General features: G+C 70.9%; 11 protein-coding genes. 9 read left to right on the top strand and 2 right to left on the bottom strand.

Features of this window, described 5'->3' with window-relative positions; genetic code table 11:
* The first annotated feature begins 4 nt into the window (after positions 1-4).
* Complete coding sequence (locus tag JJ691_RS21510; RefSeq protein WP_211770516.1) at positions 5-1,225, top strand: glycoside hydrolase family 18 protein; 1,221 nt, start codon at positions 5-7, stop codon at positions 1,223-1,225.
* A gap of 14 nt (positions 1,226-1,239) precedes the next feature.
* On the opposite strand, the gene JJ691_RS21505 is transcribed toward JJ691_RS21510, so the two are convergent.
* Positions 1,240-2,298: an effector-associated domain 2-containing protein gene (locus tag JJ691_RS21505; RefSeq protein WP_211770515.1), complete on the bottom strand. Its 1,059-nt coding sequence runs from the start codon at positions 2,296-2,298 to the stop codon at positions 1,240-1,242.
* 49 nt (positions 2,299-2,347) lie between these two features.
* Here JJ691_RS21505 and JJ691_RS21500 point away from each other — a divergent pair, with 49 nt between their 5' ends.
* The gene (locus JJ691_RS21500) at positions 2,348-3,025 is read left to right on the top strand and encodes a Crp/Fnr family transcriptional regulator (protein ID WP_211770514.1); all 678 of its coding nucleotides are present in this window, start codon (positions 2,348-2,350) and stop codon (positions 3,023-3,025) included.
* A gap of 39 nt (positions 3,026-3,064) precedes the next feature.
* On the opposite strand, the gene JJ691_RS21495 is transcribed toward JJ691_RS21500, so the two are convergent.
* On the bottom strand, positions 3,065-3,571 hold the full coding sequence (locus JJ691_RS21495) for a DinB family protein (protein ID WP_211770513.1): 507 nt from the start codon (positions 3,569-3,571) through the stop codon (positions 3,065-3,067).
* A 153-nt stretch (positions 3,572-3,724) separates the two neighbouring features.
* Here JJ691_RS21495 and JJ691_RS21490 point away from each other — a divergent pair, with 153 nt between their 5' ends.
* The 7 genes from JJ691_RS21490 to JJ691_RS21460 all read left to right on the top strand — a co-directional run bounded on the left by JJ691_RS21490 (position 3,725) and on the right by JJ691_RS21460 (position 12,307).
* Complete coding sequence (locus tag JJ691_RS21490) at positions 3,725-4,072, top strand: hypothetical protein (protein WP_211770512.1); 348 nt, start codon at positions 3,725-3,727, stop codon at positions 4,070-4,072.
* Between the two features lie 185 nt (positions 4,073-4,257).
* Positions 4,258-6,765: a hypothetical protein gene (locus JJ691_RS21485; protein ID WP_211770511.1), complete on the top strand. Its 2,508-nt coding sequence runs from the start codon at positions 4,258-4,260 to the stop codon at positions 6,763-6,765.
* Entirely contained in the window at positions 6,758-7,429 is a 672-nt protein-coding gene (locus tag JJ691_RS21480; RefSeq protein WP_211770510.1) for an ABC transporter ATP-binding protein, read from the top strand. Before JJ691_RS21485 ends, JJ691_RS21480 begins: the two co-directional genes overlap by 8 nt.
* Positions 7,429-8,055 carry an ABC transporter ATP-binding protein gene (locus JJ691_RS21475; protein WP_211770509.1) on the top strand — a complete coding sequence of 209 codons (627 nt, stop codon included), beginning with the start codon at positions 7,429-7,431 and terminating at the stop codon, positions 8,053-8,055. The genes JJ691_RS21480 and JJ691_RS21475 overlap by 1 nt, the downstream gene beginning before the upstream one ends.
* 10 nt (positions 8,056-8,065) lie before the next feature.
* Complete coding sequence (locus JJ691_RS21470) at positions 8,066-8,860, top strand: SIR2 family NAD-dependent protein deacylase (protein ID WP_211770508.1); 795 nt, start codon at positions 8,066-8,068, stop codon at positions 8,858-8,860.
* 13 nt (positions 8,861-8,873) lie between these two features.
* Positions 8,874-10,409 (top strand): AMP-binding protein, encoded by a 1,536-nt coding sequence (locus tag JJ691_RS21465; RefSeq protein WP_211770507.1) that lies wholly within the window; start codon positions 8,874-8,876, stop codon positions 10,407-10,409.
* Between the two features lie 434 nt (positions 10,410-10,843).
* The gene (locus JJ691_RS21460) at positions 10,844-12,307 is read left to right on the top strand and encodes a glycosyltransferase family 39 protein (protein ID WP_249228096.1); all 1,464 of its coding nucleotides are present in this window, start codon (positions 10,844-10,846) and stop codon (positions 12,305-12,307) included.
* Positions 12,308-12,502 lie beyond the last annotated feature (195 nt).

Genomic DNA, 12,502 nt, shown 5'->3' with positions numbered 1-12,502 from the left:
GGGCATGTCTTCCCTGCGTGTTGTGACCGCCCTCGGGCTGGCGGCGCTGACGGTTGTCGGGACGGTGGCGGGCTCGGCGTCGGCGGCGACCGCCGGCCCGGCCGCGCCGGACCATCGCGGTGCGCCGAACCATGTTGTCGGGGCGTACTTCGCCGGGTGGGAGAGCGGCGACTTCCCGGTGTCCAAGATTCCGGCGGACACGGTGACGAACGTGTTCTACGCGTTCTCGACGATCGCCGACGGCGCGTGCACCGTGCCGAGTGGGGCGGCGGGTGACTTCGCGGCGTTGAAGCAGTTGAAGGCGAGCCACCCGAACCTCAAGGTGTCGATCTCCATCGGCGGCTGGGGCGCGGGGGGATTCTCGGACGCGGCGTTGACGGACGCGTCGCGGAAGAAGGTCGTCGGCGCCTGCCTGAACACGTTCTTCCGGGGCTATCCGGGCGTGTTCGACGGGGTGGACATCGACTGGGAGTTCCCGGTCTCGGGTGGCCCGGCGGAGATCCCGGCCCGGCCGGCGGACAAGCAGAACGCGACGTTGCTGGCCAAGGAGTTCCGCAAGGAGCTGGACCAGCTCGGCGGCGGCCACAAGCTGTTGACGGCGGCGCTGCCGGCGGGCCGGCTGCAGACGGGCAAGGGCAAGTACGGTGACCCCTACGACCCGGCCAACAGCTTCGACCTGGGCGGCATCGCCAAGGTGCTGGACTGGATCAACCTGATGACCTACGACATGGGCACGGGCTTCTCGCCGGTGTCCACGTTCAACGCCCCGATGGCGCAGGTGCCGTCGGATCCGTTGGGCCAGCCGATGAAGCGCTGGAACAACGTGACCGGCGCGGTGCAGTACTACGAGCAGCACGGGGTGCCGGCGGACCGGATCGTGCTGGGCGTGCCGTTCTACGGCCGGGGCTTCCACGTCACCCAGGCGGGCCCGAACCACGGCCTGTTCCAGCCGTGGGACACCAGCTTCGACCCGGGCAGCTGGGGCGACATCAAGGCGAAGCTGCTGACCGACCCGGCCTGGGAACAGCACTGGGACGACAACGCGCAGGCGCCGTGGCTGTACAACGCGGCCGAGCAGAAGTTCGTCAGCTTCGAGAACCCGCGTTCGATCGGCATCCGCTCCGGCTACGCCCGCGCGGCCGGCCTGCGAGGCGCGTTTATGTGGGAGATCGCCGAGGACGACTCGGCGCACTCGATGCTCAACGCCATGGCCAAGCCCTGGTGACCGAGCCTGGCCGGTCAGTCCTGGTCGAGCAGTGAGGCCAGGATCGTGACCACATCGCCGTGCAGCGCGTCGACGTCGAGGCTGTCGTCGCCCTCGATGCGCTGCACGGCGGTCAGCAGGGCGGCCAGGCCGCCGTTGCGGGTCATGCACGTCCGGACGATCGCGCGGACGTCCATGCGCGCACGGGGACTGCGCGGGATGGACACGCGGATCTGCGTGGGCAGTTCCTCGAGGACGTCCCGGCGGGCCAGGTCGTCCACCATCGACGGGACCCGCAGGAAGGCCTCGGCCAGGGCGTGCAGGGCCTCGTCGGGGTTGCTGCGGAGGTCGTGCTGAGGCCACCGGGACCGGGTGGCGTCGAGCAGCGCGGGGGACTGCCGGATGGCGTCCACGAGTTGGCTGACAAGGCGTTCGCCGCCGGGAACGACCCGGACCACGCCGCTGTCGTCCTCCAGGACGAGCGGCAGCCGCGAGGGCTGGGGCACAACGGCCTGGGCGACGCCGCCGCGCAGCCAGCCGACGCAGTCGGTCTCCTTGGCACTGACCTGCACCTCGGCGTAGCTGGCGGGGGCGGCGGCGGGCTCGCCGCTCACGACCTCGCGGTAGAAGTGGTCCGACACGATCAGGGCAAGGGGCGCCTCGCCGCGTTTCAGGGCGTCCCGCACCGGATGGCTGTCCACGAGCCGGCAGGCGTGGATCACCGACGCGGCCGACGCGCCGGTCTCGTCGAAGAACACCTGACCGTGGTGCAGAGCCACCCGAAGGCGGATCTGCGCGCCGTTGGCGTACCGGCTGTTGTGCTCGCGCAGCATGGCCTCCAGCGCGACCGGCAGGTGGCGCACCAGCTGGCTTTCCGGGATGTCGGGGGTGAGGAACACGACCACGCCGTCGCCGGTGTCGTTGTGGTACCCGGCCTGGTAGTCGTGCCCGAGGGCGCCGAGCGCGGCGACGAGCATGTCCCGCAGGCCGGCGCGGACGATCCGGCGATGGTCCTCCGTGCGGTGGCCACCGCTGAAACTCTCCACGTCGACCACGAGGATCGCGCGGTACACCGCAGGCTGACGCTCTGCCATCCGTGTCGTGCCCCTCCAGCAACTACTCTTGCCGAACACCATAGGGGAGGTGATCGCGCTGACCGGTCCGGCCGGCACGTTCTGGGGGCGGCTGTCACCGGCCGAGCAGGCCGCGTTCGCTGCCGCGTCGACGCGCAGCAAGTTCGCGGCCGGCGAGGTGATCGTGGGACAGGGGGAGCAGACCAAGCAGGTGTACGTCGTGCTCGCGGGGCACATCAAGGTCATCGCCGGCGGGGCCGCGGGCCACGGCATCATGCTGGCCGTCTGCGGGCCGGGGGAGGTCCTGGGGGAGCTGTCGGCCATCGACGGGCGGCCGCGGTCGGCCACGATGACCGCCATCGACGCGGTCGACGTGCTGCTGCTGCCGGCGGTGCGGCTGCAGGGGCTGTGCGACGGACATCCCCGGATCGCCTGGTCGCTGCTGGAGGTCGTCGCGCGGCGGTTGCGGGAGACCGACCAGCAGCGCGCCGAGTACGGCGGGGGCAGCACCATGCAGCGCGTGGTGACGCTGCTGCTGGACCTGGCCACGCGGCTGGGGAAGCCGGGAACGGACGGGGTGCACATCGCGTCGCCGTTCACCCAGCAGGAGCTGGCGGAAACGGCGTCGACGTCACGGGAATCGATGGCCCGGGTGTTGCGGGAACTGCGGGAGGAAGGGGCCATCACCACCGGGCGCGGGCACTTCGTCATTCACCGGATGGAACGACTGCGGGATCTGGTTCGTTAGCCGGATTGCTCCTGTCCACGCTGGTCAGGGCTTTGGGAATCACACGCCGACGGTGCCGTCCACGGCCTCCCGCAGGAGATCGGCGTGCCCGTTGTGGCGGGCGTACTCGTGAATCATGTGGTGCATCACCAGCCGCAGGGAAACCCATTCCTCCCAGCGCGGCTGATACCCCTTGACGTCCAGCGACTCGGCTTCCAGTTCGATTCGCCGTGCCTGTTCGACCTCGGTTTCCCAGGCCGCGAACGCCTCCTCCCGGGTGGCCGTGGAGGCGTCGTAGGCGACCTGGTAGTCGCCGCTGTCCGAGTGGACCAGCCCGATCTCCTCGCCGTTGATCACCTTGCGGAACCAGGTGCGCTCGACTTCGGTCATGTGCCGCACCAGCCCGAGCAGCGAGAGCGTCGACGGCGGACTGGCCTGCCGGCGCAGCTGGTCGTCGGTGAGGTCGGCGCACTTGAGCGCGAGGGTGGCGCGGTGGAAGTCGAGGAAGGCGCGCAGGGTGGCGCGCTCGTCGCCGAGCAGCGGGGGTGAGAGGCGTTCGAATGTCACCGGCACAGCGAACCACAGGTGTCCGGCGTGCAAGTGCACGGCGAAATTTCCTCGTGGAAGTTCCGTTCTGTGTCAGGTGACGCAGATCTCCGCCGCCGGCCGGTCTACAAAGGTGTCATCTGCCGGATCGGCAGACCGAGGAGGGGACCAGAGATGAACACTCAGCACGAGGAGCGCCGACCCTACAACCGAGTCTTCACCCGCGTCGTCCTGACCGTGGTGTTCACGGCGGTGCAGCTCTGGGCCGTGGTGGTGTTGCTGACCCAGCTCCACGTGGCGGGCGTGGTGGCGGTCGCGCTGGCCATGGTCATGGCGGCGGCCGTGCTGACGGTCGTCTACGGCTGGCAGGAGGTCCGCGCGGCCAGCCGCCAGCAGACCGGCGGCGACGAACTGTCCGAACGGGTCCGCTGGACCCGTGACAACAGCCGGTTCCTCGACGACTTCTACCCGATCGAGCAGCGCCAGCGTCGCCAGGAGGAGCGCGACCGGCTGGCCGCCTAGGGCCGGGGGGAGAGGGCCACCCGCCTCGCCGGTCGGGGAGCGCGGGGCGGGTGAGCAAACCAGAGGGGGAACAGGTCCGTGGCGCTTCCTGTCGGGGCAGGAAGCGCCACGGGCTTTTTGCCTTTCCGGGCCACAGTTCGCGGAAACGTCCACGGCGTCGACGCCGCCGAGGTTAATCTCCGACAATGCAGTTGCCGTGGCGGACGTCCGCTCGCACCGGCCTGAGCAGCGGAAGTTCCGTCGTGGTGGCGGCGGTGACCGGCCTGCTCCTGGCTTTTGTCGCCGCGTCGGCCGTGCTGTGTGCGGTGAGCACCGGAAACGCCGCGCTGAGTTACCAGGTCGGGCGGTCCTGCCCGCAGTCGCTGGCGGTGGCGGTCAACGGCATCGCCACGCCGCCGGAGCTGGTCGGGAAGGTGGCCCAGGACGCCCGGGAAGTCGCGGCGCGGCAAGGATTCCCGCAGACGTTGTTCGGCGCCTACACCCGGACGTACCGACTGGACCTGGGCGGCCGGCCGTCGCCATGGCTGAGGTTCGGCTTCCGGGACGAGGCGACGAGCAACCTGAGCCTGGTGCGGGGCGGCGCGCCGAACGGCATGTGGCTGGCCCAGAGCCCGTCCCAGGACGCGCACATCGGCCTGGGCCCGCTCAGTCCGCAACTCCCGCCGGTGACGGCGATCTACTCGGACCTCGACGAGCCGGTGCCGCCGTTCTGGTGCACCGAGGTGTCCTCCGTTTTCTACAACCGGCAGGCCCCCGACGGCGGCAGTTCGACGACCGCGTTCCTGCCGACGCTCGACGACGTCGTCAAGATCGGCCAGCGGCTGGACACCTCGGCGCGTTTCCCCGTGGCGGCCCCGAAGACACTGGCCGAAGCCCGCGATCTGGAGGCCCGCAGCGAGCGGCTGGCCGACGCGCTGCGGGCGAAGTTCGCGGCCGACGGGCTGACCGGCGTCGCGCCGGTGCGGCTGCCGTTCGCGTCGGCGCTGGCCGAGGCGGAGAAGGCGCAGGCCAACATCGTCGCGTTCGTCCTGCCGCTGACGGCGATCAGCCTGCTGGTCGGCCTGGTCGGCGTCGGGGCGGTCGCCGCGCAGTGGTGTCAGCGCCGGCAGCCGGTGCTCCGGGTGCTCTGGGCCCGCGGCAGCGCGCCGATCTCCTTGGGCGCCAAGGCGTTGCTCGAACTCGGCGGTCCGCTGTTGGTGGGTGCGATCGCCGGCCTGGTTGCCGCGCGGACGGCCCTGCCTTGGTACGCCCCGGTTGCCGAGCTGGATCCCGGCACGACGGTGTGGGCCGGCCTGGTGGTGTTGGGCGCTGTCCTGGCGGCCGCCGCGTTGGTGACACTGACCGCCACCTGGCGTACGCACCGGATGTTCCAGGCGCAGGCCCGTCGGCGGATGCCGAGGGTGCTCAAGCTGATTCCGTTCGAGTTGCCGGTCGCGGTCGCCGCGGCGTTCTCCTGGCTGCGGCTCACAGCGGCGACCCCGAAGACCGGTGTCGTGACGGTGCCGGTCGACGCCTTCGCGTTGGCCTTTCCGGTCCTCGTGGTGGTGGTGATCGCCGGCATCGCGGCCCGGCTCGGCCGGCTGCTGCTGGCCTGGTCGCACCGGTTGAGCGTGTGGTCGCTGCCGTCGGTGCAGCTGGCAGTGCGCCGGCTCGCGGCCGCCAGCACGGCGGCGACCGGCGTGGTGCTGGTGGGCGTGCTGGCCGTCGGCACGCTGGCGGTCGGCGACAGCGTCAGCCGGGCCGAGCAGAACGCGCTGGCCAGCAAGTCCGGCACCCTCATCGGCGCCACCACCTCCGTGCAGATCTCCACCACCTTCGGACAGAGCAGCGCCCAGCTTCCGTCCACAATGGACGGCCGCGCCACTGTTGTCGGCGTGGTCGACCGGGGCGTGCACAACATGGTCGCGGTCGACCCGGCGACCTTCGCCAACGGCGCGTGGCTCGATCCGGACCGGCGGACGGAACTGCTGGACCTGGTCGGCAAGCTCGGCCATGGCGCGGCGATCGCCGTCGGCGGCGCGCCCACCGGAGCTGTGTCGGTCCCGGGTTTCGGGCCGCTGCACACCATCGGCCGGCTGCCGATCTTCCCGGGCATGCCGGACAACGCCGGCTACGTGACGGCGCGGTCGGACATCACCAGCGCATCGGAGATCAACTCGTTCTTCGTCTGGTCCGGCGTGGACGCCGACACCCTGCTCGGACAGCTGTCGGCCGCGCACATCGACCACATCGGGTACCAGACGGCCGCGCAGGCCCTGGACGCGCTGCCCTTCTACACCGTGGGCTGGACCTTCGGCTACATCGAGTCGGTGGGCGCCCTGCTGGCCGTGATCGCCGCGGCCTCGCTGCTGCTGGCAGTCGGCGCACGGCGCAAGCAGACCGCCCTGTCCGGCGCGCTCGCGACGCGGATGGGGCTGCGGCCGACCACGCTGATCGTCAGCCATCTGCTGGAGTTCGGGGCCGTGGCCGGAGCGGTGCTGCTGGCCGGAATGACGGTCGGGCTGGTGACGGTGGCGGTCTCGGTGGCGCGGCTGGATCCCGCGCCGTGGCTGCGGCCGCTGGTGGCGCTGCCCGACTCGGTGACGTTTGTGCTGATCGCGGTGGTGACCGGGCTGGCCGTCGTCGCGGTGGCGGGCTTGATCGCGGTGCGCGGCGTGCGCACCGCCCGAGTCGGGGAGCTGATCCGTGGCTGATGTCCTTGTCGCCCAAGGGGTTGGCGTCGACTATCCGACGCCGGCCGGCGCGGTGACGGCGATCGACGACGTGACGGTGACGGTGCCCGACCAGGGCATCACCGTGTTCGCCGGGCCGTCCGGTTCCGGCAAGTCGACCCTGCTGCGGGTGCTGGCGCTGGTCGAGCGGCCGACTCGCGGTGTGGTGCAGCTGGACGGTGAGGCGGTGAGCAGTCGATCGCACCGCCAACTCAGGGCGCTGCGACGGCAGACCATCGCGCTGATGTTCCAGAACCCGTTGGAGAACCTGCTGCCGGAGCTGACGGCGGCGCAGAACGTGATCGCCGCCGCGCAGAGCGCGGGTCGCCGGACCGACCTCGGCTTGCTCGATGTCGTGGGGCTCAAGGGCATGGGCAACTATCGGGTGCCGGCGCTGTCCGGCGGCCAGCAGCAGCGGCTGGCCCTGTGCTGTGCCCTCGCCCGGGAACCGAAGGTGGTGCTGGCCGACGAGCCGACGTCGCAGCTGGACGACATGTCGGCCGGACTGGTGCTGGAGTCGCTGAAAGTGTTGGTGGAGCGGGGAGTCCCCGTCGCCGTGGCGTCGCACGACGACCGGCTGACCGAGTTGGCCGACCTCGTGGTGCGGATGAGCTCCGGCCGAGTGGATCATGGACGGGTGGCGTGATGGCGTTGACGGCCAACGGGATCGGCCGGTCGTTCCGGCAGGTCGAGGTGCTGCGCGGGGTGGATCTCGCGGTGGAGCCGGGAGAGTTCGTCACCATCGGCGGCCCGTCCGGCTCCGGCAAGAGCGCGCTGCTGTCCATCCTGTGCGGCTTCGACCGGCCCGACGTCGGCCAGGTGCTGATCGGCGACGTCGAGCTGGACGGCGCGCCGAGCTGGCAGCACTGCGCGGTGCTGCCACAGGCCCTCGGGCTGGCCGGCGAGCTGACCCTGGTCGAGAACACCGCGCTGCCGTTGCTGCTGACCGGATCGGCGGAGGCCAAGTCGCGCAGCCTGGCCGTGCTGACCGAGCTCGGCGTCGGCGACCTGGCCGACCGGTACCCGAACGAGGTGTCCTACGGGCAGCAGCAGCGCGCGGCGCTGGCCCGGGCAATCGTGGTGGAGCCGGCGGTGCTGCTGGTCGACGAGCCGACCGCGCACGTCGACCACGCCAGCGCCGAGGTGGTGCTGACCGTGCTGCGCCGGGTGGCCGACCGCGGCACGGCGGTCATCGCGGCGACGCACGATCCCCGGGTGCACGCCGTCGCCGACCGCCGGCTCCGGCTGGACAAGGGCCGGCTGGTGGCGTAACCAGGAGGGCATGCGGGAGGCGATGCGGCTGATCGGCGGTTCGCGGCGGATCACCGTTCTCACCGGGGCCGGCGTGTCGACCGCGTCCGGCATTCCCGACTTCCGCGGCCCGGACGGCGTGTGGACCAAGGATCCCGAGGCGCAGCGACTGTCGTCGTTGCCGGACTACCTGGCCGATCCCGAGGTGCGGCAACGGGCCTGGCGCAGCCGGGCCGTGCATCCGGCGTGGACGGCCGAACCCAACGCGGCCCACCGGGCGCTGGTCGACCTCGAACGGTCCGGCCGGCTGGGGGCGTTGCTGACCCAGAACATCGACGGCCTGCACCAGCGGGCCGGCTCCGACCCGAAGCTGGTCGTCGAGCTGCACGGGTCGCTGACCGAGACGGAATGCCTGAACTGCGGCGACCGCCGGCCGATGGCCGAGGCCCTGGACCGGGTCGCCCGCGGCGAGGCCGATCCGCCGTGCCGCGAGTGCGGCGGGATCATCAAGTCCGCGACGATCTCCTTCGGACAGGAGCTCGACCACGAGGTGCTGCGGCGGGCCCAGCGGGCGGCCCTGGACTGCGACCTGTTCCTGGCCGCCGGCACCTCGCTGACCGTGTACCCGGCGGCGGCGCTGCCCGAGCTGGCGGTGCGGGCCGGGGCACGGCTGCTGATCTGCAACGCCGAGCCCACCCCGTTCGACGACGCCGCCGACGCGGTGGTGCGGGAGCCGCTGGCCGAGTCGCTGCCGGCGCTGGTGGCCGCTGAAACGATCGAGCCCACGGGTCGGCTGTCGACATGGGGCGATCCCGCCACTTGGTAGATAGGGTGCAGTGATGCGGGTCCCACTCACCGTCAGTGACTTCCTGGACCGTGCAGAGACGGTCCTCGGCGACAGCGTCGCGATCGTGGACGAGCCGGCCCAGCCGGCCGATCCGGTCGCCACCACCACCTATCGCGAGCTCGCCGGGCGGGTCCGCGCCTGGCAGGCCGGCCTGGACGCGCTGGGCGTCGGCGAGGGCGAGCGGGTCGCCGTCGTCAGCCACAACTCCGCGCGGCTGATGGAGCTCCTGCACGCGGTCCCGGCCAGCGGCCGGATCTGCGTGCCGGTCAACTTCCGGCTGCGGGCCGAGGAGATCGCCTACATCGCCGAGCACAGCGGCGCGTCGGTGCTGCTGGTCGACCCCGAACTGGACGACTCGCTCAAGGCCGTCACCGCGAGGCACCGGTTCGTGCTCGGGACCGAGACCGAGCAGCTGATGCGCTTCGACACCGAGCCGCGGCCCTGGTCGTCGCCGGACGAGGACGCCACCGCGACGATCAACTACACCTCCGGCACCACCGCGCGGCCCAAGGGCGTGCAGCTGACCCATCGCAACATCTGGACCAACGCCGTCACCTTCGCCATGCACACCCGGGCCTGGGAACGCGACGTCTACATGCACACCCTGCCCATGTTCCACTGCAACGGCTGGGGCATGCCGTACGGGCTGACCGGCGTCGGCGCGCGGCACATCGTGCTGCGCAAGGTCGACGGCGCCGAGATCCTGCGTCGGGTCGACGAGCACGGCGTGACCCTGATGTGCGGAGCCCCGGCGGTGTGGAACGCCGTGCTGGACGCCGCGCAGACGTGGACCGGCGAGATCCCCGGACGGGACAAGGTGCGGATCGTGTGCGCCGGCGCGCCCCCGCCGACCCGGACCATCGCCCGCGTGCAGGACGAGCTGGGCTGGGAGTTCCTGCAGATCTACGGCCTGACCGAGACCTCGCCGCTGCTCACGTTCAACCGGACCCGGCCGCAGGACCTGGACCTGCCGCCGCTGGAGCGCGCGGCCAAGCTGTCCCGGGCCGGCGGGCCGGCGCTGGGCGCGCGGATCGCCATCTCCGACAGCGGCGAGGTGCTGGCCCGGTCCAATGTGGTGCTGGAGGGCTACTGGGAGAACCCCGAGGCCACCGCCGACGCGCTGGAGGACGGCTGGTTCCACACCGGCGACGGCGGCTCCATCGACGAGGAGGGCTGCCTCGTCATCTCCGACCGCCGCAAGGACGTGATCATCACCGGCGGCGAGAACGTGTCGTCCATCGAGGTCGAGGACTGCCTGTTCAGCCACCCGGCCGTGGCCGAGGTCGCGGTCATCGGCGTGCCGCACGAGAAGTGGGGCGAGACCATCAAGGCCCTGGTCGTGCTGGCCGACGGGGCGTCGGTGGACGAGGCCGGCCTGATCGCCCACTGCAAGCAGCGGCTGGCCGGCTACAAGGCCCCCACCTCGGTGGAGTTCCGGGAGTCCATCCCGCGCACCGCCACCGGCAAGATCCAGAAGTACAAGCTCCGCGAGCCCTACTGGGCCGACCGCGCCCGCAAGGTCAACTGACCACCCCCGCGAGTCACGCTCTCCGTCACACCGAACTGTATGAATCCGTTTCGGGCTTTCGGTGTGACTGTGGGCGGGACTCGCGGAGGCGGGTGGGGCATGCTCCGGGATACGCCGAATGCGTGCAGTGTATTCACGCATTCGGTGCATACGTAGGTTCTCGCAATTCTGTTCATTTTGTGTCCGATTTATCTGGCCATGGTGTTTGGTTTACTTCGGGCTCGGTCGGCGCGGCAGGGCCTCTTCTTGTGAACGTGGACGGCGAAATCAGTGGTTTTCCCAGTCGCTGATGCCCGTTCGGTGTGCGCCGGCCGGCCTGCGGCGCATGCTCCCGCCGGGAGTGCGGACAAGGGGAGCGGTCAGTGTTGTTATCCGAGGGAAAATCACCAGAGGGAAAATCGACGGACACGTCCAGAGCCGACGTGGGGACGGCGGTGGCGGACTTTGCCGTACTGCCGGTCGTGTTCGTCGCGGGCCTGCTGGGCGTCGTGCTGCTGGCGGCCAGCGGCCGCTATGGCTACTTCGGCGATGAGCTCTACTTCGTCGCCGCCGGACATCATCTGGACTTCGGCTACGCCGACCAGCCCCCGCTGGTGCCGTTCCTGGCGCTGATCGCCGACACGATCGCGCCGGGAAACATCGCGGTGGTGCGCATCCCGGCGATCCTGGCGACGGTCGCCGGCATCGTCGTGGCCGCGCTGATCGCCCGGGAGCTCGGTGGCCGGCGCCGGGCGCAGATCATCACGGCGGCCGCCTACGCCGTGGCGCCGGTGGTCGACGTCGGTGGCCACCTGCTCGCCACGACCAGCGTGGACCTGTTCTGGTGGACGGCCATCACCTGGCTGCTGGTGCGCTGGGTGCGACTGCGTGAGGACCGGCTGCTGCTGTGGGCCGGCCTGGCCACCGCCGTCGATCTCCAGGCGAAGTACCTGATCGTGTCCTTCTGGGTGCTCGCCGGCGTCGCGATCCTGATCGCCGGCCCCCGGGACATCTTCCGCAGCAAGATGCTGTGGCTCGGCGCCGGCATCGCTGTGCTGACCTCCGTGCCGTCGCTGCTGTGGCAGGCCGACCACGGCTGGCCGCAGATCCAGATGATCCATGAGGTCGCCGTCGAGCAGGAGGGCGGTGGTGGCGGCGGTGCGAGCGGATTCCTGCTTGCCCTCGGCGGGGCCGGCGGAGTCATCGGGGTCCCGCTCGGGCTGTACGGCCTGTGGCGCGCGATTCGCCTGCCCCAGTACAGGTTTCTCGCCATTGTCGCGGTGTCGCTGGTCGTCGTGTTCATCGTGATGGCCGGCCGGCCGTACTACGCCGCCGGCATCCTGCCCGTGCTGTGGGCGTTGGCCGCCGTCGGCCTGGACGGCCCGCGGCGGAGGCGTTGGGTGCCGTGGGTCGCGTGGCCGGCCGTCGCCCTGTCGGTGGCGATGCTGCTGCAAACGCTGCCGCTCGAGCCGCGTCCGTTACGGGGCGACGACGACACGGTGGACGCCCTCGACGTCGAGAGCGTCGGATGGCCGCAGGTGACCGGCGACATCGCCGCCGCGTACCGCGCGCTGCCCGAGGACGTGCGGCGGCACACCGCAATCGTCGGCGACTCCTACTGGTTGGCCAGCGCGATCGCCCTCTACGGGCCGGCGCGCGGTCTGCCCGCGGCCTACAGCCCCAACCGCGGTTACTGGTATTTCGGCGTCCCGCCGGAAAGCGCCACGGACGTGCTGTACGTCAATGCCTTGCTCAACACCGACGCGACCATGCGCCGGCACTTCGCCAAGGTCACCCAGGTGGCCACCGTGGACAACAAGCTGGGGGTGAACAACCTCTATCAGGGCGCGTCGATCTCCCTGTGCGTCGGCCGGGACGAGTCGTGGTCCAGGCTGTGGCCGGAACTGCGCAACCTCTGACGCGGTGGTGTGGACCTTGAGGTGGTGGCGCCCGACCCGCCGCAGGGGTTCTAGGCCATTCGTGTGACACGTGTGGCTGATGATGGGTGAGTTTTGCACGGGATTTGTGGCGTCGGTGGGACACGAGTGGCACAGTGACACGGTGCCTGGTTGACGCCGATCGGCTTAATAGCTACTGCTCCGAACGGCCTAATC

The sequence above is a fragment of the Kutzneria sp. CA-103260 genome (genome assembly GCF_018263855.1).
GTDB lineage: Bacteria > Actinomycetota > Actinomycetes > Mycobacteriales > Pseudonocardiaceae > Kutzneria.
The sequence above is the reverse complement of the archived record's forward strand: the minus strand, read 5'-3'. Positions and strand labels throughout refer to the sequence as shown.

What these genes read in the sequence shown, in the direction of transcription:
- JJ691_RS21505 (WP_211770515.1), bottom strand. Translation starts at nt 2,298, where the DNA reads ATGGCAGAGCGTCAGCCTGCGGTGTACCGCGCGATCCTCGTGGTCGAC.
- JJ691_RS21490 (WP_211770512.1), top strand. Translation starts at nt 3,725, where the DNA reads ATGAACACTCAGCACGAGGAGCGCCGACCCTACAACCGAGTCTTCACC.
- JJ691_RS21510 (WP_211770516.1), top strand. Translation starts at nt 5, where the DNA reads ATGTCTTCCCTGCGTGTTGTGACCGCCCTCGGGCTGGCGGCGCTGACG.
- JJ691_RS21465 (WP_211770507.1), top strand. Translation starts at nt 8,874, where the DNA reads ATGCGGGTCCCACTCACCGTCAGTGACTTCCTGGACCGTGCAGAGACG.
- JJ691_RS21470 (WP_211770508.1), top strand. Translation starts at nt 8,066, where the DNA reads ATGCGGGAGGCGATGCGGCTGATCGGCGGTTCGCGGCGGATCACCGTT.
- JJ691_RS21485 (WP_211770511.1), top strand. Translation starts at nt 4,258, where the DNA reads ATGCAGTTGCCGTGGCGGACGTCCGCTCGCACCGGCCTGAGCAGCGGA.
- JJ691_RS21475 (WP_211770509.1), top strand. Translation starts at nt 7,429, where the DNA reads ATGGCGTTGACGGCCAACGGGATCGGCCGGTCGTTCCGGCAGGTCGAG.